General features: G+C 61.2%; 26 protein-coding genes. 9 read left to right on the top strand and 17 right to left on the bottom strand.

Translation table 11 applies throughout. The annotated features are described in order from the left end of the window. Window positions 1-5 precede the first annotated feature (5 nt). The 3 genes from AC244Q_RS10170 to AC244Q_RS10160 all read right to left on the bottom strand — a co-directional run bounded on the left by AC244Q_RS10170 (window position 6) and on the right by AC244Q_RS10160 (window position 1,803). Entirely contained in the window at window positions 6-371 is a 366-nt protein-coding gene (locus AC244Q_RS10170; protein WP_012757570.1) for a hypothetical protein, read from the bottom strand. A 322-nt stretch (window positions 372-693) separates the two neighbouring features. After that, a complete protein-coding gene (locus AC244Q_RS10165; RefSeq protein ID WP_128406471.1) occupies window positions 694-1,212 on the bottom strand; it encodes a BON domain-containing protein in 519 nt (172 codons plus the stop codon). Between the two features lie 96 nt (window positions 1,213-1,308). Then, entirely contained in the window at window positions 1,309-1,803 is a 495-nt protein-coding gene (locus AC244Q_RS10160; RefSeq protein ID WP_128406470.1) for a peptide deformylase, read from the bottom strand. A gap of 241 nt (window positions 1,804-2,044) precedes the next feature. On the opposite strand from AC244Q_RS10160, the gene mgtE reads away from it, so the two are divergent. Together mgtE and AC244Q_RS10150 are read left to right on the top strand one after the other, a co-directional pair. Beyond that, window positions 2,045-3,460, top strand: a complete 1,416-nt coding sequence (mgtE, locus tag AC244Q_RS10155; RefSeq protein ID WP_128406469.1) for a magnesium transporter — start codon at window positions 2,045-2,047, stop codon at window positions 3,458-3,460. A 64-nt stretch (window positions 3,461-3,524) separates the two neighbouring features. After that, entirely contained in the window at window positions 3,525-3,917 is a 393-nt protein-coding gene (locus tag AC244Q_RS10150; RefSeq protein ID WP_011652104.1) for a MerR family transcriptional regulator, read from the top strand. Between the two features lie 24 nt (window positions 3,918-3,941). Here the strand turns inward: AC244Q_RS10150 and AC244Q_RS10145 are convergent, their stop codons facing one another. The 3 genes from AC244Q_RS10145 to rpiB all read right to left on the bottom strand — a co-directional run bounded on the left by AC244Q_RS10145 (window position 3,942) and on the right by rpiB (window position 6,381). Further along, window positions 3,942-4,931, bottom strand: coding sequence for a heparan-alpha-glucosaminide N-acetyltransferase (locus tag AC244Q_RS10145; RefSeq protein WP_128406468.1), 990 nt, complete (start codon window positions 4,929-4,931; stop codon window positions 3,942-3,944). Continuing rightward, the gene (locus AC244Q_RS10140; protein ID WP_128406467.1) at window positions 4,931-5,695 is read right to left on the bottom strand and encodes a DUF599 domain-containing protein; all 765 of its coding nucleotides are present in this window, start codon (window positions 5,693-5,695) and stop codon (window positions 4,931-4,933) included. Before AC244Q_RS10140 ends, AC244Q_RS10145 begins: the two co-directional genes overlap by 1 nt. Window positions 5,696-5,931: 236 nt before the next feature. Beyond that, a complete protein-coding gene (rpiB, locus tag AC244Q_RS10135; protein WP_012757564.1) occupies window positions 5,932-6,381 on the bottom strand; it encodes a ribose 5-phosphate isomerase B in 450 nt (149 codons plus the stop codon). 219 nt (window positions 6,382-6,600) lie between these two features. Between rpiB and AC244Q_RS10130 the strand changes: the two genes are divergently transcribed. Then, window positions 6,601-7,800 (top strand): acyltransferase family protein, encoded by a 1,200-nt coding sequence (locus AC244Q_RS10130; protein WP_128406466.1) that lies wholly within the window; start codon window positions 6,601-6,603, stop codon window positions 7,798-7,800. A 1-nt stretch (window position 7,801) separates the two neighbouring features. Here the strand turns inward: AC244Q_RS10130 and AC244Q_RS10125 are convergent, their stop codons facing one another. Further along, on the bottom strand, window positions 7,802-8,239 hold the full coding sequence (locus tag AC244Q_RS10125) for a VOC family protein (protein ID WP_029874185.1): 438 nt from the start codon (window positions 8,237-8,239) through the stop codon (window positions 7,802-7,804). Between the two features lie 353 nt (window positions 8,240-8,592). Between AC244Q_RS10125 and AC244Q_RS10120 the strand changes: the two genes are divergently transcribed. Then, on the top strand, window positions 8,593-9,996 hold the full coding sequence (locus AC244Q_RS10120; RefSeq protein WP_025394667.1) for an L-serine ammonia-lyase: 1,404 nt from the start codon (window positions 8,593-8,595) through the stop codon (window positions 9,994-9,996). A gap of 61 nt (window positions 9,997-10,057) precedes the next feature. After that, a complete protein-coding gene (locus AC244Q_RS10115; RefSeq protein ID WP_025394666.1) occupies window positions 10,058-10,495 on the top strand; it encodes a DUF1489 family protein in 438 nt (145 codons plus the stop codon). Between the two features lie 85 nt (window positions 10,496-10,580). Here the strand turns inward: AC244Q_RS10115 and AC244Q_RS10110 are convergent, their stop codons facing one another. From AC244Q_RS10110 to AC244Q_RS10080, 7 genes are all read right to left on the bottom strand, one after another. Continuing rightward, the gene (locus AC244Q_RS10110) at window positions 10,581-10,856 is read right to left on the bottom strand and encodes a hypothetical protein (RefSeq protein WP_003539905.1); all 276 of its coding nucleotides are present in this window, start codon (window positions 10,854-10,856) and stop codon (window positions 10,581-10,583) included. Window positions 10,857-10,969: 113 nt separating this feature from the next. Further along, window positions 10,970-12,544: a D-alanyl-D-alanine carboxypeptidase gene (locus AC244Q_RS10105; RefSeq protein ID WP_113545044.1), complete on the bottom strand. Its 1,575-nt coding sequence runs from the start codon at window positions 12,542-12,544 to the stop codon at window positions 10,970-10,972. Window positions 12,545-12,678: 134 nt separating this feature from the next. Further along, on the bottom strand, window positions 12,679-13,464 hold the full coding sequence (locus tag AC244Q_RS10100; protein ID WP_012757558.1) for a hypothetical protein: 786 nt from the start codon (window positions 13,462-13,464) through the stop codon (window positions 12,679-12,681). Between the two features lie 304 nt (window positions 13,465-13,768). Continuing rightward, the gene (locus AC244Q_RS10095) at window positions 13,769-14,374 is read right to left on the bottom strand and encodes a transglutaminase-like cysteine peptidase (RefSeq protein ID WP_011652094.1); all 606 of its coding nucleotides are present in this window, start codon (window positions 14,372-14,374) and stop codon (window positions 13,769-13,771) included. Between the two features lie 375 nt (window positions 14,375-14,749). Then, window positions 14,750-15,724 (bottom strand): prolyl aminopeptidase, encoded by a 975-nt coding sequence (gene pip, locus AC244Q_RS10090; RefSeq protein WP_113545046.1) that lies wholly within the window; start codon window positions 15,722-15,724, stop codon window positions 14,750-14,752. 375 nt (window positions 15,725-16,099) lie between these two features. Continuing rightward, window positions 16,100-16,711 (bottom strand): PilZ domain-containing protein, encoded by a 612-nt coding sequence (locus AC244Q_RS10085; protein WP_012757556.1) that lies wholly within the window; start codon window positions 16,709-16,711, stop codon window positions 16,100-16,102. Between the two features lie 124 nt (window positions 16,712-16,835). Then, on the bottom strand, window positions 16,836-17,483 hold the full coding sequence (locus AC244Q_RS10080; RefSeq protein WP_017994142.1) for a PAS domain-containing protein: 648 nt from the start codon (window positions 17,481-17,483) through the stop codon (window positions 16,836-16,838). Between the two features lie 264 nt (window positions 17,484-17,747). Here AC244Q_RS10080 and AC244Q_RS10075 point away from each other — a divergent pair, with 264 nt between their 5' ends. Together AC244Q_RS10075 and AC244Q_RS10070 are read left to right on the top strand one after the other, a co-directional pair. Continuing rightward, entirely contained in the window at window positions 17,748-18,539 is a 792-nt protein-coding gene (locus AC244Q_RS10075; protein WP_012757554.1) for a rhomboid family intramembrane serine protease, read from the top strand. A gap of 93 nt (window positions 18,540-18,632) precedes the next feature. Next, window positions 18,633-19,067, top strand: a complete 435-nt coding sequence (locus AC244Q_RS10070; RefSeq protein WP_011652090.1) for a CBS domain-containing protein — start codon at window positions 18,633-18,635, stop codon at window positions 19,065-19,067. Between the two features lie 69 nt (window positions 19,068-19,136). Here AC244Q_RS10070 and AC244Q_RS10065 read toward each other — a convergent pair whose 3' ends face one another. The 3 genes from AC244Q_RS10065 to folE all read right to left on the bottom strand — a co-directional run bounded on the left by AC244Q_RS10065 (window position 19,137) and on the right by folE (window position 21,303). After that, on the bottom strand, window positions 19,137-20,099 hold the full coding sequence (locus AC244Q_RS10065) for a patatin-like phospholipase family protein (RefSeq protein ID WP_012757553.1): 963 nt from the start codon (window positions 20,097-20,099) through the stop codon (window positions 19,137-19,139). Window positions 20,100-20,210: 111 nt separating this feature from the next. Beyond that, window positions 20,211-20,663: a phosphoribosyl-AMP cyclohydrolase gene (hisI, locus tag AC244Q_RS10060; protein WP_012757552.1), complete on the bottom strand. Its 453-nt coding sequence runs from the start codon at window positions 20,661-20,663 to the stop codon at window positions 20,211-20,213. 25 nt (window positions 20,664-20,688) lie between these two features. Beyond that, the gene (gene folE / locus AC244Q_RS10055; RefSeq protein WP_012757551.1) at window positions 20,689-21,303 is read right to left on the bottom strand and encodes a GTP cyclohydrolase I FolE; all 615 of its coding nucleotides are present in this window, start codon (window positions 21,301-21,303) and stop codon (window positions 20,689-20,691) included. Window positions 21,304-21,609: 306 nt separating this feature from the next. Here folE and AC244Q_RS10050 point away from each other — a divergent pair, with 306 nt between their 5' ends. Together AC244Q_RS10050 and yidD are read left to right on the top strand one after the other, a co-directional pair. Then, window positions 21,610-22,056, top strand: coding sequence for an iron-sulfur cluster assembly scaffold protein (locus AC244Q_RS10050; RefSeq protein WP_017994140.1), 447 nt, complete (start codon window positions 21,610-21,612; stop codon window positions 22,054-22,056). A gap of 5 nt (window positions 22,057-22,061) precedes the next feature. Beyond that, entirely contained in the window at window positions 22,062-22,466 is a 405-nt protein-coding gene (yidD, locus tag AC244Q_RS10045) for a membrane protein insertion efficiency factor YidD (protein ID WP_017994139.1), read from the top strand.

Here is a 22,466-nt window from a genome sequence, read left to right as displayed (position 1 = left end):
TCGGATCAATGCGTCGCGCGGCATGCTTCGGTGCGGGAGGCGCCACTGTCTGCACCCTTGGTGTGGGAGCCCTTCGGGCCGATCATGCTATGGCACGGAGGCAGGGAATTGATGCTGGCCGTTGCGGTCTTGTCGACGACAGGAGACGCCATGGCGCTCGGGGCGAAGCCGTCGCTGTCATTGGTGTAGTCGCTGGAATAGGCCGGCGCCTTGCGACTGCTGTAGTGGACCGGAGCAGGCTTCGACATGGGGCTTGGGGCGAAGCCGTCGCTGTCGTTGTTGTAGTCGTCGGAATAGGTCGGCTGGGCGAAGGCAGCGCCTGCAAGGCTGACGGCGAACAGGGACGCGGCAAGGGCGAATTTGATGCGCATGGGTCTATCTCCTCAATCTGCTGTTGAATTCCACAAACGTAAACTAACCCTCGGCACACACGAGTTCGCGCTCCAATTCAGGCAATTTTGTGATAATATGGCGACGCAGCCGCGACCATTTGTCCAAATGAAATCACAGTGTTGTCAACGAAACTAACGTTCTTGTGACAGAAGTCGCCTAACAAAAATCGGCGATTGGTCTCAGAAATAAGACAGTTGTTGCTACAATCTTAAATTGTTAACTTTTGGTAATGTTGATAAAGATCATCAACAGGCGACGGTAGCCCGCCGCCCGTTGATGATCTGCGCTTTGGCGTGAAGTTCAGTCCTCGTTCGGGATATGCGCATCGACACCGGTCAGCTGCAGTTTGTTGCGGACATGATGGACGCCGTCGACCGAAAGCGCCCCGAGTTCGACCTTGCGGGCGATGCCGATCGTCTCCACCGAGCCTTCCAGCGTGACGACGTGACCATCCGCATGAACCTCGATACTGTCGATGTCGACCTCGGGAATGTTTTCGAGATTGTCGTTTACCCGCGCTTCGAGCTCGTCGCTTTCATCGCGGTCGATCGTATCGGCACGCAGCGAATCTTTCAGGCGGTTCTCGTTGCCGTCTTCATCCGTGCCGTCTATCCGGAAGCCCTTGTTGGGGTCGCTGTCGAAATTGGCCGTGGTCTCGCCGTAAGGACGATTATCCGGACCGCCGGTGCCGGCGCCGCTGCCATCGGCATAGGGCCAGCCGTCGTCGAGATTGCGCTCTTCGAGATCGCGATAATCTTCTTCCCGGGAAAGCTCAGGCTTCTCCCGGGAAAATTGGGTTTTGTCACCGATCCTTGCCATTGCATTTGCTCCTTGTTTCTCTGCTGGAAACGCCGGCAGCGGCGAATGGTTCGGCGTGGACGGCGATTTGTCAGCCGTGATTGTCAGCCCTGATTGTCAGCCTTGGGCCTTCTCCCATTTCTTCACGAGACGGTCGCGCTTCAGCCGCGAGAGGCGCTGCAGCCAGAATATGCCGTCGAGCTGGTCTACTTCGTGCTGGACGCAGATGGCGAGGAAATCTTCGGCACCGTCTTCGTGCACGGCGCCCTCGGCATCCTGATAGCGGAAGCGGATCGCCCGAGGGCGCGTGACCTCGTCGGTCGCGCCGGGCATCGAGACGCTGCCTTCGACATGGCTCATCGTCTCCTGCGAAAACCAGGTGATATGAGGGTTGACGTAGAGGCGCACGCCGTCGGCCTTGTCGAGCTCCAACACCGTGACACGGCTGAAGACGCCGATATGGGCGGCGGTGATGCCGACGCCGGGGGCTGCGCGCATCGTCGCCAGCAGGTCGCCGGCAAGGGCTGTAAGCGAGGAATCGAAGGCTGTCACCGGCGCGCAGACAGTCTTCAGGCCCGGATGCGGATAGCGCAGAATCGGACGGATGGGCATGGGGAAGGTTTCCTCTGCTTGGACGGGGGAGGAAACTATCGCCGGCCGCGGGCATTGTCATCACGAAGCACGTTTGCCGCTTTACGACACGGATGCTTTGGGCTAGCAGGAGCCAAGAATTCCGGCTGCGGGAACCTCGCGCCGGATTCGCTTATCCGCTTGTTGATAATGTGTTTTCGGCCGACATTTGCGAATGCGGCGCGGCAGTCGTTGAAATTCGAACCAGATGCGAGGGCGGCAGATGACGACGACCGATGGGGAAGACCGCATTCGCAGGCGTCCCGATGACGAGGAAGCCGATATCTACGACGAGGACGGCAATGTCCGCGGCGATTTCCTGGCGCTCGTGGGTGCTGCGATCGCCGACCGCGACACACTGTTCCTGCGCCAGAACGTTGCCCGCCTGCATGAATCCGAAATAGGCGACCTGCTGGAATCGATCCAGCCGGATCAGCGCCTGGCGCTGGTGCGCCTGCTCGGCGACGATTTCGACATGACGGCGCTGACCGAGGTCGACGAGGCGATCCGCCGCGAAATCGTCGACCAGATGCCGAACGCGCAGATCGCCGCCGCGATCGGCGAGCTCGATTCGGACGATGCCGTCTACATTCTCGAAGACCTCGACAAGGAGGACCGGGAAGAGATCCTCGCCCAGCTGCCGTTTACCGAGCGGGTGCGGCTGCGTCGGGCGCTCGACTATCCCGAAAGCTCGGCCGGGCGCCGCATGCAGACGGAATTCGTCGCCGTGCCGCCGTTCTGGACGGTCGGCCAGACGATCGACTACATGCGCGACGAGGAGGATCTGCCCTATTCCTTCTCGCAGATCTTCGTCATCGATCCGACCTTTAAGCTGCTCGGCGCCGTCGATCTGGACCAGATTCTCCGCACCAAGCGGCAGACCAAGATCGAGCAGATCATGCGGGAGACGAACCATCCGATCCCCGCCGAGATGGACCAGGAGGAGGCGGCCCAGCTCTTCGAGCAGTACGACCTTCTCTCGGCCGCCGTCGTCGACGAAAACGGCCGGCTGGTCGGCGTGCTGACCATCGACGACGTCGTCGACGTCATCCACGAGGAGGCGGACGAGGACATCAAGCGCCTCGGCGGCGTCGGGGACGAAGAACTGTCCGACAATGTGCTTTCGACGGTGCGTTCGCGCTTCCTGTGGCTTTTGATCAATCTCGGCACGGCGATGCTGTCGGCAAGCGTCATCGGCCTGTTCGACGCCTCGATCGAGAAGATGATCGCGCTTGCGGTGCTGATGCCGATCGTCGCCTCGATGGGCGGCAATGCCGGCACACAGACGATGACGGTGACGGTGCGCGCGCTCGCCACCCGCGATCTCGACATCTACAATGCCGGTCGCATCATCCGCAGGGAGGCGGGCGTCGGCGTCCTCAACGGCATCGTCTTCGCCTCGATCATGGGCATGATCGCCGGCACGTGGTTTCACGACTACCAGCTCGGCGGGGTGATTGCGGCGGCGATGATCATCAATCTGATGGCGGCAGCCCTTGCCGGCATCCTGCTGCCGCTGCTGCTCGACAAGATGGGGGCCGATCCGGCGATCGCCTCTTCCGTCTTCGTCACGACGGTGACGGACTGTACCGGCTTCTTCGCCTTTCTTGGTATCGCCACATGGTGGTTCGGCATCTGAACCGCCCAAAAATTGACTATTACGTAAAAGTCAATATTATCGTCTGTCCGACGACGGGGAACACATGCCGGTGAACAAATATTATAGCATAACGGAACTGACGCGCGAATTCGGGGTCTCGACGCGCACGCTCCGCTTCTACGAGGACGAGGGACTGATCCATCCGGAACGGCGCGGGCGTACGCGTCTGTTCCGGCAAGCCGACCGGCGGCTGATCGGGGAAATCCTGCGTGGCCGGCGCATCGGCTTCACCATCGCGGAGATCCGCGAGATCATCCAGGTCTACAAGGAGCCGCCAGGCGAACTCGGCCAGCTGAAGCTCCTGATGAAGCGCGTCGACGAGAAGCGCGACGACCTGCGCCAGAAGCGCAAGGATATCGACGACACGCTGGCGGAACTTGACGCTATCGAAGAGACCTGCCTCGGCCGCCTCGCCGAAATCGGCGTCACTACCTGATCACGCGCCGTATTGTCGGCGAATTCATTCAGCCTCGGCGCTGCATTCGGCAGCGATTGTCTGGACCCGCTCGTCGTTCTGTATATCGATCGCGCCCTCCTGCAGCGGCGTGAACAGGGCTTGCGCCTGCAATTTCCCCAGCGTGCACTGGCAGAAGCTGTGGCAGAGCGCTTCGCCTTGCTGCATGACGCAAGAGGCGTTGCATTGCCTTAGGTAAGTCGCGACCGGATCCGGCGCCTGTGGCGGGAAGACGAGGGAAAGCCCATAGGCGATGGCGATCAATACCGGCTGGTGTATGAGGTAAAAAGCAAGGCTGTGGCGGCCAAGCTTTGCCAGCCACCAGGAGCCGGTGCCGACGGCGGCAAGCCGGTGCAGCAGCCTGGTTCTGATGGCGATCGAGGCGATACTCAATCCAGCGAAGAAGGGCGTTGCCCAAGGAAACAGCGGCACGTAGTCGTTGGAGCGCTCCGGCGTCACCGCAAGGCCGATCCAGGCGAGATATCGGGGATCGAAGAAGGATGAGCGAAGCAGGCCGGGTGGTCCGAAATTATCGGTTATCCAGGCGGCAAGGAGCGCGAGCGTGGCGATGAGCGTGAAGGCGAGCGGCAATCTCAAAAAAACGACGCCGATGAGCGTGAGCACCGCGATGCAGTGCAGGATGCCGAAATAGATCCACTCGTTTGGCATGGCGATGCGCGTGGCGATCGAGATCACCGCGGCTGCCGCGGCAATCATGCCGAAGCGCTTCCAGAAGGATGGCCAGCGAATCTCAGGCTTGCTCGACAGCACCAGGCTGACGCCGACGATGAAGAGAAAGGTGGTGGCGATCGCCCGGGCATAGATCTTCAGCCAGCCTGTCTCGGCCGTGCCCGGCGCGAGATAGCCCATGAACTCCATGTCCCAGCTGAAATGGTAGCTCGCCATGGCGATCAACGCGACGCCGCGCGCCGTATCCAATAGGCCGATGCGCGGCGGTTTTGCCGCTGCATCGGTTTCCCTTGCCGGCAATGTCATCAAAGTTCCTCCGGCAAATCACTTCCGTCGCTCGACGGCCTATCGCGGCGAATAGCAGAAAGGTGGAGATTTGATGGCGGGCCGGTATCCATGATCGCCAGTCGCGCTTGCGAGAAAAATTGCCGGCGTGTCAGCACGAAGATGACGATCGCCGTCGTCATCATGAAGACATAAGGGTTGATGAACCAGCCGAGATAGCCGATCGACAGGAAGATCGCTCTGAGGCCCTCGTTGAAATTGCTGCCGGCAATGACATTCATGCGGATGACGCGTTCGGCGGCCCGCTCGGCGGCGATGATGTCGCGCTCGCTGTCGCGCATCATCGGGATCGAGCCGAAGAGGATGGTGCAGTAGTTGAACAGCCGGTAGGACCAGCCGAATTTGAAGAAGGCATAGCCGAAAAGCGCTGCCAGCCCGCCGACCTTCATCTCGAAGACGGCATGGCCGCCATGGAAGACGAAGGGCAAGTCGGCGAAGACGGCGTCGACCTTCTCCGTCGCGCCGAGCAAAGCAAAGCAGCTGCCGATCGCGAAGATCGAGGTCGAGGCAAAGAAGGCGGTGCCGTTCTGCAGGCCGGCCATGATCTGTGTGTCGATCATCTTCAGGTCGCGGCGCAGCGAATTGTAGATCCACTCCCGGCGCCGTTCGGTCATCGCGTGAGTCAGGCTGGTGCGTCCGAAGAAGGTGCGGCCGTGCAGCAGCCAGGAATAGCCCACCCAGACACAGGCAAAGAAGGCCAGAGCGATATAGTCCGCCGTCGTCATCAGTGTTCAGTCTCCGCATGAACGCGGCCATCGTGCCGCAACCCGGATTATGCCGCATGGCCGAGTTCGGCGGCTCGGCGCAGGCTTTTTGGCCATGCGGCAGTTCGGCATAATCGAGGCGTCGGGAAACGACAAGGCTTGGTGGATCGCCGACCGCATCTTCTGGAGCTAACTGCAGCGGTCATTCGTCGCTTGGGGGTTCGGGACGGCGCCCAAAGAAGAAGAAAAGGACGGCGCTAGCCCTCCAGCGCCTCAATCATCCCCACCCGCGTCGCATGACGGCCGCCCTCGAACTGGGCGGTCAGGAACGCATCCACGATATCGAGTGCCAGCCCTTCGCCCACCACGCGCACGCCAATCGAAAGCATGTTGGCATCGTTGTGCTGGCGGATCATGCGGGCTGAGAATGTGTCGACGCAGACGCCGCAACGGATGCCCTTTACCTTGTTCGCCGCCATCATGATGCCCTGGCCGGTACCGCATAAAATGATGCCAAAGCGGCAATCGCCGGAGGCGACGAGACGCGCCGCCGCTTCGCCGTGCTTGGGATAGTGTGTGCTCTCCGGCGTCGTCGGTCCGATATCGACCGCTACCCACCCCTGCGCCGCGATATGACCGGCAATAGCCTGTCGGAGCTGAATGGCGGCGTGGTCGCTGGAGAGGGCGATGCGGTTGGTAGCTGTCATGGAGAAGTGGTCCCGTTTTCCAAAGCAATTTGCCGTCTTGAGGATGCACGCTAGCGCATCGGCCCGAAAATCGGAATCGATTTTCGGAGAGCACGATGCGTCGCTCTAGCGCCACACCAGTCTAGAGGCGCACGAGCAGGGCGCCGCGTTAACCGCTTGTAAAGTCGTGATGGCCAATTGTTCAGGACTGAACCTCAACTCCGAATTCAAAAGTGACCCATGAGTCGGCCGGATTACATCCCGAGTCTTGATGGCCTGCGCGGTGTCGCTGCGCTTCTGGTCGTTGGAGCCCATATTGGCCTTATCTTTCCGATCAGAGCGCCGCATCTCGTGACGATGGGCGACGAAGCCGTCGGTTTGTTTTTTGCTCTCAGCGGCTTCCTGATGGCTCATCTCTACGGCTCACGGCCGGTCACGAGAGACAACGTCCTGGATTTTCTTGTCAGCCGCTTTGCCCGCATCTATCCGGTTTACCTAGCGGCTGTCGTTCTCGTAGCGATGCTGTCGATCATGCAAAATCTGGATTTTGTTCAGCCGATCGTTAGCGGCACGGATTTTGTCCGTCATATCGTCCTTCTCGGCTCGAGTGGTGTTTTCTGGTCGATACCACCCGAGATCCAGTTCTATCTGCTCTTTCCCGTCCTGTGGCTTTGCTTGGCCCAGCCGCGCCGCTATAGCGGCGTGATTGTGGGCCTCACCGTGGTCGTCGTCGTGGATGGCCTGGTTGAATTGCCAGGCCCGGGAATCCTGCTCGTCTCGAAGCTCCCCTACTTTCTTTTCGGGGCACTTGCCGGAATCATGCATTCCTACTGGAACAGCTGGGTTCCATCTGTCCTCACAGGTATTTCAACGCTTTTCCTTCTGGTGGTGTTTTTCACTTACCGGCATATCTTGCCCGGCTTTTCCCCGGAATTTTGGAGCCTGCAAAGTGCGGTGGCTGCATCCGTCATTGTCGGGCTCGTCGCTCGAAAGCCGCCCATCGCAACCCGTGTCCTGGCAGCTGCACCAGTACGGTTTTTCGGAAAGATCAGCTTTTCACTTTACCTTTTCCATGTCCCCATCATGTTCCTGGCGCGTCTGACCTTTGATGCCTTCATGCCCGAACCGGCGCTCATCCTGGTGACGCTTTGCGTTGCGGTCGTCGGGGCATGGTTCATCCACGAGACGATAGAGGTTCCGGGCCGGCGGCTGCTGGTCCTGATATGGCAGGATAATCGCTGGCGTCTGGTTTCGCGCGAAACTCCGGCCGACCAAATGGACCGCGCAATTCTCGGACTGCAGGAGATCGAAAAGCGCATGCTGAGCGGCGCAACGTCAGCCATGGCCGATCAACGACAAATCTCGACGACGCCCGAACCCCGGGATGGAGCCGACGGCACGGTCATTCAAGACGAACGCGACGAGAAGCTTCGCGCATAGCTCAGCTAAGTTCTTGGGCGAGTCCGATGAGAAGCCCTCCAGGCCCGCGGATGTAGCAGAGCCGATAGGTGTCTTGATAGTTCACGACTTCGCCAACCAGCTGCGCGCCGCGCTTGCGGAGCCTCTCAAGCGTCTCGTCGATGTCATCAAGTGCGAACATGACGCGGAGGTAGCCTAGAGCGTTCACCGGGGCATTGCGGTGATCCGCGACAGCAGGCGGCCTGAGGAAGCGGGAGAGCTCGAGCCGGCTATGGCCATCAGGCGTGCGCATCATGGCAATCTCGACGTGCTGATCGCCCAGTCCAGTGACACGTCCAGCCCATTCTCCTTCGATCATGGCCCGCCCTTCGAGCTCGAGGCCGAGGTCGCGAAAGAAATCAATCGTCTCTTCGAGGTCATCGACGACGATTCCCACGTTGTCCATCCGTTTGAGCGCCATGTGTCCAATCTCCCAATCTACAAGGTGTCGTCTAGCATCGACGTCAGCAGGACATTGGGAGCTGGTGCAGACTGTCAAGATAAGGCCACCGGTTCTTCCTCCGCATAGGCTTCATTGATTGCAGCAATGAGTGGCAAGGCGGACCACTTGGTTTAGCGCATGATCCCGAAAATCGGATTCGATTTTCGGGGAGGATTATGCGCACACTCAAAGTGCCTGCGCGTCCTATTGGACACGCGGCGCTCCAGTGTGCAGCCGGAATGTCGCACCGGCTCCATGCGATGTCGGTGTGCTGCACGGATTCGAAACCGACCTCGCTTAAGCTTGCATCCTCGTATTCAGAAAGCGCACCCATGTTTCTCTCGGTATTCGATGTCTTCAAGATCGGTGTCGGGCCGTCGAGTTCACACACGATGGGTCCGATGTCGGCGGCCAACCGGTTTCTCGAGCTGATCCTCTCGAACGAATGGCCGCGCCCGTCATCGGGCGCGCAGGTCACAGCCATCAAGGTCAGCCTGCACGGCTCGCTCGCCCATACCGGTATCGGCCACGGCACGGGCAGGGCTGTCATTCTCGGGCTGATGGGCGAAGCGCCCGACAGCGTCGATCCCGACAGAATGGACGGCATCGTCGACACCGTGGAGCGCACCGGCCGCATCACGCCGGACGGCCATCCCGGCTATCAGTTCCAGCCGAAAACCGACCTGATCTTCGACAAGAAACAGCCGCTGCCCGGCCATGCCAACGGCATGGTCTTTTCCGCCTATGACAGGGACGGCCGGCTTCTCGTCAAGCGCATCTATTATTCGGTCGGCGGCGGCTTCGTCGTTACCGACACCGAGCTCGAGCAGATGCGGGCGAAGAAGAACGCGCCCGGCGGCACGCGTGTGCCCTATCCCTTCTCCACCGCCAAGCAGATGCTCGAGATGGCGGAGCGCTCGGGGTTGTCGATCGCCCAGATGAAGCGGGCGAACGAGGAGAGCCAGCGCAGCCCCGAGGAACTCGACCAGGGGCTTGACCGCATCTGGGAGGCGATGCGCTCCTGCATCGAACGCGGCCTCAAGGTCGAGGGCATCATGCCGGGAGGCCTCAACGTCAAGCGCCGCGCGCGCAGGATTCACGACAAGCTGGAAGAGGAATGGCGCAGCAACCGCATCAACCCGCTGCTCGCCAACGACTGGCTGAGCGTCTATGCGATGGCCGTCAACGAGGAGAATGCGGCCGGCGGGCGCGTCGTCACGGCGCCGACCAATGGTGCCGCCGGCGTCATTCCGGCGACAATCCGCTATTACGAGCATTTCCACGAGGACTGGGACCAGAACGGCATCCGCGACTATCTGCTGACGGCAGCCGCCATCGGCGGCATCATCAAGCACAATGCCTCGATCTCGGGCGCCGAGGTCGGCTGTCAGGGGGAGGTGGGGTCGGCGGCGGCGATGGCTGCCGCGGGCCTTGCCGCGGTCATGGGCGGGACGCCGGAGCAGATCGAGAACGCCGCCGAAATCGCGCTCGAACATCATCTCGGCATGACCTGCGATCCGATCGCGGGCCTCGTGCAGGTTCCCTGCATCGAGCGCAACGCGCTCGGCGCGGTCAAGGCCGTCACGGCGGCCTCGCTCGCCATCAAGGGCGACGGCCAGCATTTCGTGCCGCTCGATGCCTGTATCGAGACGATGCGCCAGACCGGCCACGACATGAGCGAGAAATACAAGGAAACCTCGACCGGCGGTCTTGCCGTCAACGTCGTCGAATGCTGAGTTTGTGGACATCAGGTGCTTGACGCTTGACGCTCGCTGCCAAAAGGATTTCAACGGCAGCATGGCATTGCATCTCATCAAACTCTGTGTTGGGGCCGACTCGATAGACGATCTGCGCGAATGGGTGGCGGAACGCTCGTTGCGCGCCATCGCCGCCGGGCTCGAGCCGCATTCGGTGCATACGACGCGCATGGCGCCGAAACGCATGGATGAGCTGCTTGACGGCGGCTCGCTCTACTGGGTGATCAAGGGGCAGGTCCAGGCGAGGCAGAAGCTGCTCGACATCGAGACCTTCACCGACGGCGAGGGGATTTCGCGCTGCCGCCTGATGCTCGGCCCTGAGGTCATCGAGACGTCCGTGCAGCCGAAGCGTCCGTTCCAGGGCTGGCGTTATTACACTGAGGACGATGTGCCGCGCGACCTGACAAGCCTTGGCGCCGGCATTGCCGAAATGCCCGCGGATCTTCGCCGCGAGCTTACGGACCTTGGTCTGCTCTAATCCCCGAAAATCGAAGCCGATTTCCGGAAAGTTTCATACGTGGATTGAACGTCCTCCGCGGGGCCTTTCGGGCGCGCGGTCCTGTTCAGCGCAGGCGCAGCTGCACCGGCGCGCTGCCATCCGGCGAGGTCACATGCAGATGGATGCGGGCTTCGGGCTGGGAATAGCGCCATGCGCGCGCACCATGGCACAGCAGCAGATTGATGAGATCCCGGGTCTTCGGAGACTTCGCCTTCGGCCGCTGCAGGCCGATCTCGGCGAGGCGCAAAGCCGCCTCGTGCAGCGGATGCAGAGATGAGCGCCCCTTGGCCGCCATGCGGCGGTCTGAAGGCATTCCCGGAACATTCTCATTGATCGCCATTGTTTTCCCCGTACGCAATACTGATCGAGTTCAAGAACGGTGGCCGGAAACGCAAACACCGATTCCGGCCGTCACCGATGCCGCCAACCATCTTGCAGGCAGCATCGAATAGCTCATTGGGCAGCCGCCCAGCACTTGATGCCGGCCTTCTTCAAGGCCTTGCAGGCGTTGACGGCGTCGCGCTGATCGTCGAAGCCGCCGAAGCGGGCGCGGTAAAGCTGGTCACCACCAGCGGCATAGGCAACCGCGAAGGGCTTCGCCGAGGCCAGCGCCTTGCCGCCCTTGCTCTTGGCGCTTTCCAGAAGATCCATGGCCATCTGCCGGTTCGGCGAGACGCCGACCTGCACCACCCAGCCGGTCGGACCGTTGCTGGTTGAAGCGGCACGAGTCGGGGAGGGAGTGGTCGAGGCGGTGGTGACGTTATCGACCGACGTATCGCCCTGTTCCGGCGGCATATAGGCGGGTGCCGGCGTCGGCACGGCGACCGATGCCTGCTGCTTGAAGGCCATGGTCTTAACTTTGGTCGGCGCCGGCAGCGGCTGGGCTACCAGCGGATTGTCGGATTTCGGCGCAGCGGTCTCGGCATAGGCGACCTCGGTCTCGGCGACCTGATAACGCGCATCCGGCAGCGGGCCTTTGTGCGGCAGGCTGAGATCGGCAGCGGCGGCCGAAACCGGCGGCTGCGCTGCGGTGATGGTCTTTGCGACCTGCTGCTGGGCCTTCTTCGGCTGAACCGGAGCGGGTGTCTCGATCATCGCCGGGGCAGGGGTTGCCTGGGCGATCAGCGCCGACGATCCGCCGCGGCTCGATGCCTTCGGCAGGTAACTGGCGATCAGATTGCGCATCTGGGCATCTCGAGCAGGCGTCGAGGCGCCGCCGAGCACGACACCGACGATCGATTTGCCGTCGACCTGCACCGAGCTCACCAGATTGAAGCCGGCGGCGCGCGTGTAGCCGGTCTTGATGCCGTCGACGCCGCGCACCGAACCGACCAAGCGGTTGTGGCTGCGGATCGTGCGGCTGCCGAACTTGAAGGCGCGCGTGGAGAAATAGCCGTAATATTGCGGGAAATGCTGGCGAAGGGCGATGCCGAGGCGGGCCTGATCGCGCGCCGTCGTCATCTGCGCCGTATTCGGCAGGCCGTTGGCATTGCGATAGGTGGTGCGCGTCATGCCGAGTGCATGCGCCTTGGCGGTCATCAGCTGGGCGAACCGATCCTCGCTGCCGCCGCCCAGCATTTCGCCGAGCGCGGTTGCCGCATCATTGGCCGACAGGGTGACGAGACCGAGAATGCCCTGCTCGACGGTAATCGTGCCGCCGGCGCGCACACCGAGCTTGGTCGGCGCCTGGGCTGCCGCATGGGCGGAGAAGGGGACCGGCGTGTCGAGACGGATGCGACCCTGCTCCAATGCCTCGAAGGTCATATAGAGGGTCATCATCTTGGTCAGGGAGGCGGGGTATTGCAGCCGGTCGGCATTCTCGCTGTAGAGAACGTTGCCGGTCTTGGCGTCGACGACGATGCCTGCATATTTCGAATTTGCCGCTTCCGCGTCGGCATTCACCGAGTCGACCATGACGATCGTGACGGCCACCGAAAGGATCGCCAGCAGCCTTGCGAAAAAGCTGCCGGATCGGGACGATGATACGGAGGAGACTGACCTTGACACTATTCCACTCTTCGCTTGCATTTCAGATATTTGGCATTTCAGAATTTGGCAGGAACGGCACACCTCCCGCCGCGCAGCTCATCTGCTAAAACTACCGGTTGGGCGTTACCAATCCGTTTATGATGAATCGTTTATTTCGCTGTCCCTGGAGCATTTTAGGGACCTGTCGCAGAACGGTTCACAAGACGCGCGTCTACAAAGGTGCGGATAGCGGCATCAATATGTTCCCAGTCGTCGAGATGGCTGCTCGAAAAACGATAGAGAACACTGAGATCCCTGCCGACTTTGATATCGCGCTGACAATCTCCGCCCCCCGCCTTATCCGGGGCTGACGGCAATATGCAGCGCACGACGTAATCCGGCCCGCCCTTGACGGGCGCCGTCAGCAGCACCTCATCGCCGTAGCCCGCATCGGCGCGAAGACGATGCAGCGTCAGCCCGTCGCGGAAGGGCTCGGCCGGGCCTTCGAGCAGATGCGAATAGATCGGCTCCAGCCGCCCGGACATGTCGCGCGACATGGTGCTCTGGGTGATCTGCAGGAAGATCAGCCCGGAGGACTGGGCGATATCGTCGAATCGAAGGTGATTTTCCTTGCCGTAACCCTGCATCTCCGGCCAGGCGAGGTAGAGATCGACGCGCTCGGCGGCGCCTTCATGCCTTTGGCTCGGGAAGCGGATGGTGTTCTCGGGGAATTTCACGGTGTCGCGGCCAATGGCCAGCTGAATTTCAACCGTGCTGTCGGTGTTGCCGGCAAGCGAGATATGCCGGCCGAACCAACGGCCGCCGATGCTGATAGCAACAGTCAGGACCGCCAGGACGGCGATCACCGCCATCGTGCGGAGGAGAAACCCCATGGAAAGAAGCGGCTGCTCGTCGGGTGCGCTGTGCGCAGCATGGCTCATGGCAGTTCTTCGCGTTTCGGTCCGCCGCAGGAAGAACATGAGCCGCCGGTCCGATGATGATTCTCATCGCCATGATCGGACCGACAGGGTTAACAATTCACTAAGATACTAAAGCCTGCCGCGCAAAAATATGCAGCGGTTTGCGATAACGGCATGCGTAAAAACAAAGACTTAAAGCGCAGGAGCGCAGCTTAAGATCGCGAAGCGCTTTCGTAAGGGAAGTCTAGGAAAGGGGCGAGCCGTTCCCGGGACAGCGGGAACGGCTCTTGGGCACCGGTCGGGGACGGGATGCGGGGACTGACCGGGCCGCAGGTTGCAGCCGGCATTGGCCGGCAGGCTGTTCTTACTTGACGCTACCGACCGCGACAGCGCGGCCGTCCTGAAGCTTCGACCAGCGGGCCGGATCGTCGGCGGACTGGCGCTTCAGATAGGTGTATTCGGTATCCGACCACAGCAGTACCTTGTTGCGCATGTTGTCGAGAATGAAGTCGCCGTGATCGGTACGGACCGTCAGCACGGCATGGCCTTCGCCATTCGGCTGCAGCACGACGGTGATCAACGTGTCGGACGGTGAAAAACCGTCGTCGATCAGCATCTTGCGCTTCAGCAGGGCGTAATCCTCGCAGTCGCCGACGGTGCGCGGATAGGCCCAGCGCTCCTCGACACCGTAGATCTGCTCATCCGTCATCGGCTGGATCGTCGAATTGACGGTGTAGTTGACCTTGAGAATTTCCTTCCAGCGATCCTCGGTGAGGATGGCCGGTCCGGCATCGCCGCCGACTTCGACACATTCCGTCGGATTCGCCTTGCAGAATTCGTAGTGTCCGATCGGCGGGCTGGCATTGCCTGCCAGGGCCATGCTGGCGGGCATCGCCTGTCCCGAACCCGCCATTGCCATCATGATCGCACCGGCCAGAAGGCCGCCTTTCAGGATATTCGCAGTTGTCATTGCCGTCTCCCCGTAAGTTGAGGTGACAATGGCACAGACGTTTTTATCTAACGCAAAATTACGTAATAGAATTAAAGGCTTAGTTGATTCAAATACCGATAAAGCTTGGCTAAAAACAGATTCGAATACGCATAAAATTCGATGCGAATTTGTCTTGAATTCGATTAAAATTGTAATCCACGCAACAAGGCTTTCGCCCGTGAAAAGGTTGCGTTGCCGTCCTCATGTTAAGGATTTTCGTTGAGCCGGGTAAATTCCGCCGGCCGATAAGCGATCTGCGGCGGCGTGCCGCCGGTCGACGATGCCGCCGGAAACGACCGATTCGGCCGGTTCGAAAGCAGAATATCGCTCAGATCGCCGATGTAGGCGGGAAAATTATTTTGGAGGAAAATCGCGAAATCGATCGGTGGCAGTCACAATCGCCGCGCTCATATCCGGATTTGCGATGGAATGGGCAGCATGCGGAAGGATGCTGAGCTCGCTTTGCGGCCAGGCGCGGGCGAGTTCCCAGGCCGTGACGAGCGGCGCCTCGATGTCGAGCCTTCCCTGCAGCAGGATACCGGGAATGCCGATGAGCCGCGCGGTGTTCTTCAAAAGCTGGGCGTCCTCCAGCCATGCGCCGTTGGTGAAGTAGTGGGTGATGATGCGGGCGCGCGTCAGCAAATAGGCCGGATCGGCCCAGCGGCGCGGCCGGCCTTGGGGATCGGCGAGCAGGATCGAGGCCGCCTCCCAATCATGCCAGTCGCGCGCCGCTTGGAGGCGCGTTTCCGGGTCCGCATCGCTGAGGAGACGATGATAGGCTGCAACCATGTCCTCGTCCCGTCCCTGGCTGCCAGGAGGAACAGCCTGGCGGAAACGTTGCCATTCTTCCGGAAAGAGCGGCGCCATGCCACGATAGAGCCAGTCGATTTCCGAGCGCCGGGTGGTGGTCACGCCTGACAGGACGATCGCGGCGACACACTCCGGATGGGTTTCAGCATAGGCCAGCGCCAGCGTCGAACCCCAGGAATTGCCGAAAAGGAGCCAGGTATCGATGCCGAGACAGGCCCGCAGCCGCTCGATATCGGCAACGATATGCCAGGTGGTGTTGAGGGAGGGATCGGTTTCGGGATCGGCAGCGCTCGGCAGGCTGCGGCCGCAATTGCGCTGATCGAACAGAATGATTCGGTGGGCGTCGGGATCGAAATAGCGGCGCGCCGCGGTCGTACAGCCGGAACCAGGGCCGCCATGAAGCACCAGCGCCGGGCGGCCCGCCGGATTGCCGCAGGCCTCCCAATAGATCAGATTGCCGTCGCCCGTATCGAGCAGGCCATGATCATAGGGTTCGATTTCGGGATAGAGAGCTGACATCGGTCCGCCTGCGGTCGAAGCGGATCTTATCCGTCATATCGCTGACAAAGGGAAGGCGGGCGAGGGCGGGGCACTCCGGGACGCAACAGCACTGCACAATTTGGGGCGACCTCATTAGGGTGCCGATTGGTGTCGCAGCTTGTTCCACTCATAATTCTAACTACCGACTGGCTGGAACGACTTGCGACAGGATTCGCGCTTGCTTTCCAAAGCCAGATTTGTTGCCGCTTGCAAAGCTCTTGCCGTGAAGTGCCGGCTTTTCAACACGACCTGACCGGGTGCGCACCGGACTTGGCAATCGCGTTCGATGGAAGTCCGTCGAGAATTTGCACCCGCCACGGAATCCCCGGCAGGCAACGCCATTTTCAGCAGCTGTTAAAGGAATTCGCGCAGCGTCTCGCGGGACTGGATCGACAGGAATTCGATTGCCACGCCTTCGACGAAGTGGCGCACGACGCGCCCACGCATGTTGCCGAGGCGCACAGCCGTTCCGATCGAAGGGCGCATTTCGACGTCGACGGCGGCGCCCGACAGCGAAAGGTCCATGATGCGGCAGGAATAAAGCGTGCCGTCCTCCAGCGTCAGATCGGTCTTCGTGTCGCGTGGCGTCAGACGGTCGTGGCGGCGATCCTCGGGCAGGCCGAGTTCGTGTTTGTTGGCAAGCCAGGTGAGCTGGGCCGCGAGTTTCTCGCGCTTCCGGTCGGTGGCATTGATCGACATGGTGAAGCCGCGGCCATCGATCGTCTGGACATAGCCTTCGACGCGGCCGAGATGGTCAATATAAGCGACGACGCGTTCGTTGGCGCGCGGCCGGCCGAGGCAGGTGACGTACATATCGCCAGGCGACATGTCGATCACCATGCATTCGAATTCTTCGTAGTTCGCAAGCATCAGCCGGCCCTGCATATTGATGGGCACGCGCTGGAATACGCCCTGTTCAGGGCGCGGCGCAGGTCGTTGCGTCTGAGCTGGCTGGAACGAGTGCATCAAGGGGCTTCTTCATGAAAATCACAGAGACCGATCTTTACCCACAATCCATTAACAGAAGGTTGTTCTGCCCCACCCCGACATAGCGGAAAACGAGTATGCAAGATGTGCCGAAACGGGACCGTCAACGAGCCTCCACGCTCAGCAGCTGCGACACCATGCGGCGCATGACCTGCCCGAAATGGATGCTTTTGCCGGCGACGATCCTGTTGATGGGGCGCCGCAGTTCGGCCGGTGCTGCCTTGTCGAATTTTCCGGGCAGCAGACGGCTGCGGTCGAGCGCCAGGAATTCGAGCGGTACGATCTCCAGCCAGCTCGCGGCCGCTGCCGGCGCGATCGCGCCGAGCAGCCGGTCGCAGGCGCCGTCCGGCGAACGCAGCGGCATCATGATAATCTCGAAGGAGGCCTGATGACCGACAGTGCTGTAGCCGGTGGCGTTGAACAGGGCCGGCATGGCATGGTCCATGACACCCATCGCCGTGCGTTCGATGTCCGCGAGCTGACCATTTGCCCAGAGAGACGAAAAACGTTCGCCGCGGAGGTCACGCCCGAAGAGATCACAGATACGGGTGCCGGCGAGCCGAAAGCCGATATCTCCACCCTTGCGCGTCTCCAGAATAAAGAGACTTTGGAGAAGATGGGGGACGGCGGAGGGTTCGACCTGTGATTTCAGCGGCGCATCGGCAGCGCCGCGGATACGGTTCCAGTAGTCAAAAATTTCGATGGTCGTTTGTAGCCGCATTTCACACCAACCTGTTCCATTCCGGAGCATTTTTGGGCAGTCATTGCCCGTACAAGCTCTACCTTGCGGATTTCATGCCAAATCACGGCGGTTAAGGTTAAGAGATGGTTTCGGTTGAGATGCGATGCCCGTCGTGAGACTGTCCTGCCATCGCTTCGACTTTCGAAGTTCAGCACAACCTGCCCGGGCCGAGGTCTTTTCCTGGAGCTCCCGGTATGCCGTCCGACCCTTCGGACGGCTTTTTTTTTGACAATCGCTCCTGTATGGCTGTGGCCTCAACGAGGCGAAACACAGATGAATGAGCAGACGGCCGAGCCGCACAAGGCGCCCGAACCTCCCGAGGTCCAGCCGCCGGCACGGCCACCGCGCGAACCGGTCTTCAACCTCCCACCGGCACTGTTCTTCAGTCTTTGCCTGCTTGGTGTCATTTATGCAGTGCAGGAACTCCTGCTCTCCGACGATGCGCTGAACTGGCTGTTCTTCACCTTCGGCTTCGTTCCCGCCCGCTATGTGATTCCGCTGTCGCAGCAGGGGCCGGAGCTGTTCTGGACACCCGTCACCTATTCGCTGCTGCACGGCAGCGTCCAGCATATCCTCTTTAACGCCTTCTGGCTGATGGCCTTCGGCGCGCCGGTCGTGCGCCGCATCGGGACGCTGCGTTTCGCGCTCTTCTGGCTTTTTTCCGCCGTCGCGTCCGCCGCCCTGCACGCGGTCCTGAACTGGGGGGACGTGTCATTGCTGATCGGCGCGTCGGGCGTGATCTCCGGGCTGATGGGCGCCGCCTGCCGATTCGCCTTTCCGGCCGAACGGCGACCGATGGCGCCTGCGCATCTCAATCCCCGGCTTTCCATCGTCGAGGCGCTGAAGAGCCGCACCGTAATCATCTTCATGCTGCTCTGGCTGGTCGGCAACGCGCTGATCGCTGTCGGCATCCCGCTCGTCGGCGACAGCGACCAGGCGATTGCCTGGGATGCGCATATCGGCGGATTTGTCTTCGGCTTCTTGCTGTTTTCGTTGTTCGACCGGGCGCCGCGCCCGCCGGTGATGGAACCTGACGGAACCGAGAAGGATATGTTGCAATCCTGAGCCGAGCAGTGCACGATCGACCTATATCCGTGCCGGGGGGAGAAACCGCCGCGGATGCCTGTGACAAGTGTTTCACGGACATAGGAGGTTCGAATGACCAGTTCAGTCAAAGCAATCCTCGACCTGAAGGGCAGGGACGTCGTCACCGCCGGGCCGAACACCACCGTCGCCGAGGCGGCGGCCATCCTCAGTAAGAAGAAGATCGGCGCCATCGTCGTCGTCGGCATGGAGAACCGAATTTCGGGGATGTTCACCGAGCGCGATCTCGTGCATGCGATCGCCAAACACGGTAAGGAAGGCCTCGACCACTCGCTGGCCCAGGTCATGACCGCGAAGGTCTATCGCTGCCATGAGGAAACGACCGTCAACGAGTTGATGGAGCTGATGACCAGCCGTCGTTTCCGTCACGTGCCGGTGGAAAGCAACGGCAAGCTTGCCGGCATCATCTCGATCGGCGACGTGGTGAAATCGCGTATCGCCGAAGTCGAGCGTGAGGCCGAGGAAATCAAGGCCTATATCGCCGGCTGAGGTTTTCGCCGACCGTGCTTGAGCGATGTCGTTGCCGCAAAAGCGCTGCAGGCTTTTGGACGACGTGCATCAGGGGTTGCTTGCATAGACTTCCTGCATGCGCTTGATCTCGGGGAGCCGGGCTCTGGCTTCCTCGTAGCCGCGTTCGATCGCCTCGCCAGCCCGGTGGAATTCGGAAAGGCCGATATAGCTGAGCCGCGGCTGCAGCGAAATATCCGGTGGGTCGCCGGCAAGGCGGGCGCGGGCGATCCTGTCCTGGATAATGTTGAAGGCCTGCACCATGACGCCGGTCATGCCGAGGCGCGCATAGGGCGCCTCTTCCTGCTTCTGCACTTCCTGCGGCGACAGGCTGGCATTGTGCCGGACGACGGCCGAGCGGCCGTAGAGATCGTAATTGAGATTGACGGCGACGACGAGCGGCTGCTCGTAGGCGCGGCAGACGGAGACGGGGACGGGATTGACCAGCGCCCCGTCGACCAGCGTGCGGTGATTGCTGCGCACCGGCTCGAAAATGCCGGGCAGGGCATAGGAGGCGCGCAGCGCCGTAATCAGCGAACCATTGGCAATCCAGACTTCATGACCGGTATTGACCTCGGCCGCGACCGCCACGAACGGCCGGTCGAGATCCTCGACGTTCAGGCCCTCGAGATGTTCCTGCATGCGCTTGGTCAGCCGCATGCCGCCGAACAGGCCGCTGCCGCCGATCGTCAGGTCGAGCAGACTTGCGATGCGGCGCATCGTCAGCGAGCGCGCGAAACTTTCGAGTTCATCGAGTTTGCCGGCGAGATAGCAGCCGCCGACCAGAGCGCCGATCGAGGTGCCGGCAATCATGCCGATCTCGACCTTTGCCTCGTCGAGGGCGCGCAGCACGCCGATATGAGCCCAGCCGCGGGCAGCGCCGCCGCCGAGAGCCAGAGCGATCTTGATTTTCTTGAGGGGCGAGGGAGGCGGGATCGTCTCGAGCGTAGTCGACATGCCGGAACCGGCACCTTCGCCTTCAGAGCTTTGACGATGCAAACTCCAGCTCAGCATGGCGTTCTCCCCTCCCAACACTTGGTTCCGATAGTCTGCCCGATCAGTTTCCAAATGGTATATAGAGACGGTTTCTGGCGCAATAAGGGGCAAATGCCCGGGAGGTACAGCCTATTTTCCGTAAACGTCCGCGGGATCGAATTGGCGCTCGTCGTCAACGATATCGAGCATCGGCTTTCCATCTCGGAGCGTGATCGTCCGGTAGAAGCAGGAGCGGCGGCCGGTGTGACAGGTGGCGTCGTGGCCGGCGACCTCGACCTTCAGCCAGATGGCGTCCTGATCGCAATCGGTGCGGATTTCCTTCACCGTCTGGAGATTGCCCGAGGTCTCGCCCTTCTTCCAGAGCTTGCCGCGCGAACGGCTGAAATAATGCGCCGTGCCGGTCTGGATGGTCAGCGCCAGCGCTTGGGCATTCATGTGCGCCACCATCAGCAACTCGCCGTCGCCGGCGTCGGTCACGATGGCGGTGATCAGGCCGCGGTCGTCGAAACGCGGCGTGAAATCGCCGGCGTCTTCCAACGCCGACTTGTCCTCGGATGGTTGATTGAAGATCAGTTGACTCATCGCGGCCCTCCTGAGGGAGCCGGTATCAGCGGCTCCGCACCATGGTCATGAAACGGGCCTGATCGGCCGGCTCGGTCTTGAACGTTCCCGTAAAGGTGGTCGTCAACGTGGTCGAGCCCTGCTTCTGAACGCCGCGCATCGCCATGCACATGTGTTCGGCCTCGATCAACACGGCGACACCGCGCGGATTCAGCGTATCGTCGATTGCCCGGGCGATCTGGGCGGTCATCGTTTCCTGCGTCTGCAGGCGACGGCCATAGATCTCGACGACACGGGCAATCTTCGACAGGCCGAGCACACGCCCGTCCGGCATGTAGGCAACGTGGGCCTTGCCGATGATCGGCACCATGTGGTGTTCGCAATGCGAGTAAAACGGAATGTCCTTGACGAGGACCATGTCGTCGTAACCGGCAACCTCCTCGAAGGTGCGGCCGAGCACGTCTTCCGCCGCCATGTCGTAACCGGAAAAAAGCTCGCGGTACGATTTGACGACGCGGGCCGGCGTTTCGAGCAGACCTTCACGCGCCGGGTTGTCACCGGCCCAGCGCAGCAGGACGCGAACGGCTTCCTCCGCCTCCTGCTGGGAGGGGCGATCCGAGTCGCGGTTCGTCTGCGGAAAATTCTTTACGATGGCGTCCATGAACAATGGTCTCCTGGTCCGCACCGCGGACCCATCTGTCGGAATCGCCACTGGTCAATCCCATGCGGGAATTCATGCACCTTTGGCAGGCTCCGGGGCTTTCAGGGCAGTTCAGCCCGTCCGGCACGGTTTCCCAATCAAACTTACACGAGGCCATTGCATTTTAATGGCCTTCGAACGACATACATATAGGAAGACGGCCATCGTATGTAAGTATCCTCACACGACACGGTGTGTTTTTTGTTTTGATGACAATAACGCCCCCACAGAGGCCGATCCGCAGTGATTTTGGAGCGGAAATCCAGCATGGACGATATCTACAACAGCAAAATCCTCGAATTCGCCGGCAATATTCCATTGACCGGCGCGCTTGATGATGCCGATGCAAGCGCCCAGGCCTATTCCAAGCTCTGCGGCTCAAAGGTGCGGATCTGGCTGAAGATGGATGGCGACACCGTGACCGGCTTTGCCCATGACGTAAAGGCCTGCGCGCTCGGCCAGGCCTCGTCTTCGATCATGGCCCGCCATGTCGTCGGTGCCACATCGGACGAATTGCGCCAGGCCCGCCAGGACATGCTCGCCATGTTGAAGGCGGACGGGGCGGGGCCCCATGGACGATTCGAAGACATGCGCTATCTGCTACCGGTGCGGGACTACAAGGCCCGCCATGCCTCGACGATGCTGACCTTCGATGCGGTTGTCGATGCGATCGGGCAGATCGAGGCAAAACGGGCGGAAATTGTCGAGGCGTAACTGACATGTGCGAGTTCTGCGCTCGGCAGGCTGACGATGAGGACGACGGCGGTGCCGCCGGTTCAGCAAAGCCGCGTGAAAAGGCGGCACTCACTTCCCGCAATTATACCGGCCCGTTCCGCAAGTCTCCCGACCGCCTGCTCGGCATGGGGCTGATCCGCCTCTACCAGCTGACGCTTTCCGGCTTTGTCGGCAATTCCTGCCGGCATATCCCGACTTGCTCCGAATATGGCTACGAGTCGATCGCCCGCCATGGCCTCTGGGCCGGCGGCTGGATGACACTGTTTCGCGTCGGCCGCTGCGGCCCCGGCGGCACCAGCGGCCTCGACCAGGTGCCGGAGATGCTCGGCGACAGCTTCCGCTGGTGGACCCCTTGGCGCTATCTCGCCCTCGGACGCAAGAGAGGGTGA

The organism is Rhizobium sp. CB2179 (assembly GCF_057653455.1).
This window is presented reverse-complemented; position numbering and strand designations above follow the sequence as displayed.

What these genes read in the sequence shown, in the direction of transcription:
- pip (WP_113545046.1), bottom strand. Translation starts at nt 15,724, where the DNA reads ATGTCAGCTCTCTATCCCGAAATCGAACCCTATGATCATGGCCTGCTC.
- AC244Q_RS10050 (WP_017994140.1), top strand. Translation starts at nt 21,610, where the DNA reads ATGGACGATATCTACAACAGCAAAATCCTCGAATTCGCCGGCAATATT.
- AC244Q_RS10110 (WP_003539905.1), bottom strand. Translation starts at nt 10,856, where the DNA reads ATGGCGATCAATGAGAATGTTCCGGGAATGCCTTCAGACCGCCGCATG.
- AC244Q_RS10150 (WP_011652104.1), top strand. Translation starts at nt 3,525, where the DNA reads ATGCCGGTGAACAAATATTATAGCATAACGGAACTGACGCGCGAATTC.
- AC244Q_RS10145 (WP_128406468.1), bottom strand. Translation starts at nt 4,931, where the DNA reads ATGACATTGCCGGCAAGGGAAACCGATGCAGCGGCAAAACCGCCGCGC.
- mgtE (WP_128406469.1), top strand. Translation starts at nt 2,045, where the DNA reads ATGACGACGACCGATGGGGAAGACCGCATTCGCAGGCGTCCCGATGAC.
- AC244Q_RS10140 (WP_128406467.1), bottom strand. Translation starts at nt 5,695, where the DNA reads ATGACGACGGCGGACTATATCGCTCTGGCCTTCTTTGCCTGTGTCTGG.
- yidD (WP_017994139.1), top strand. Translation starts at nt 22,062, where the DNA reads ATGTGCGAGTTCTGCGCTCGGCAGGCTGACGATGAGGACGACGGCGGT.
- AC244Q_RS10075 (WP_012757554.1), top strand. Translation starts at nt 17,748, where the DNA reads ATGAATGAGCAGACGGCCGAGCCGCACAAGGCGCCCGAACCTCCCGAG.
- folE (WP_012757551.1), bottom strand. Translation starts at nt 21,303, where the DNA reads ATGGACGCCATCGTAAAGAATTTTCCGCAGACGAACCGCGACTCGGAT.
- AC244Q_RS10100 (WP_012757558.1), bottom strand. Translation starts at nt 13,464, where the DNA reads ATGTTCTTCCTGCGGCGGACCGAAACGCGAAGAACTGCCATGAGCCAT.
- AC244Q_RS10125 (WP_029874185.1), bottom strand. Translation starts at nt 8,239, where the DNA reads ATGGCGCTCAAACGGATGGACAACGTGGGAATCGTCGTCGATGACCTC.
- AC244Q_RS10130 (WP_128406466.1), top strand. Translation starts at nt 6,601, where the DNA reads ATGAGTCGGCCGGATTACATCCCGAGTCTTGATGGCCTGCGCGGTGTC.
- AC244Q_RS10070 (WP_011652090.1), top strand. Translation starts at nt 18,633, where the DNA reads ATGACCAGTTCAGTCAAAGCAATCCTCGACCTGAAGGGCAGGGACGTC.
- AC244Q_RS10170 (WP_012757570.1), bottom strand. Translation starts at nt 371, where the DNA reads ATGCGCATCAAATTCGCCCTTGCCGCGTCCCTGTTCGCCGTCAGCCTT.
- AC244Q_RS10085 (WP_012757556.1), bottom strand. Translation starts at nt 16,711, where the DNA reads ATGCACTCGTTCCAGCCAGCTCAGACGCAACGACCTGCGCCGCGCCCT.
- AC244Q_RS10165 (WP_128406471.1), bottom strand. Translation starts at nt 1,212, where the DNA reads ATGGCAAGGATCGGTGACAAAACCCAATTTTCCCGGGAGAAGCCTGAG.
- AC244Q_RS10065 (WP_012757553.1), bottom strand. Translation starts at nt 20,099, where the DNA reads ATGCTGAGCTGGAGTTTGCATCGTCAAAGCTCTGAAGGCGAAGGTGCC.
- rpiB (WP_012757564.1), bottom strand. Translation starts at nt 6,381, where the DNA reads ATGACAGCTACCAACCGCATCGCCCTCTCCAGCGACCACGCCGCCATT.
- AC244Q_RS10080 (WP_017994142.1), bottom strand. Translation starts at nt 17,483, where the DNA reads ATGCTCCGGAATGGAACAGGTTGGTGTGAAATGCGGCTACAAACGACC.
- AC244Q_RS10105 (WP_113545044.1), bottom strand. Translation starts at nt 12,544, where the DNA reads ATGCAAGCGAAGAGTGGAATAGTGTCAAGGTCAGTCTCCTCCGTATCA.
- hisI (WP_012757552.1), bottom strand. Translation starts at nt 20,663, where the DNA reads ATGAGTCAACTGATCTTCAATCAACCATCCGAGGACAAGTCGGCGTTG.
- AC244Q_RS10160 (WP_128406470.1), bottom strand. Translation starts at nt 1,803, where the DNA reads ATGCCCATCCGTCCGATTCTGCGCTATCCGCATCCGGGCCTGAAGACT.
- AC244Q_RS10115 (WP_025394666.1), top strand. Translation starts at nt 10,058, where the DNA reads ATGGCATTGCATCTCATCAAACTCTGTGTTGGGGCCGACTCGATAGAC.
- AC244Q_RS10120 (WP_025394667.1), top strand. Translation starts at nt 8,593, where the DNA reads ATGTTTCTCTCGGTATTCGATGTCTTCAAGATCGGTGTCGGGCCGTCG.
- AC244Q_RS10095 (WP_011652094.1), bottom strand. Translation starts at nt 14,374, where the DNA reads ATGACAACTGCGAATATCCTGAAAGGCGGCCTTCTGGCCGGTGCGATC.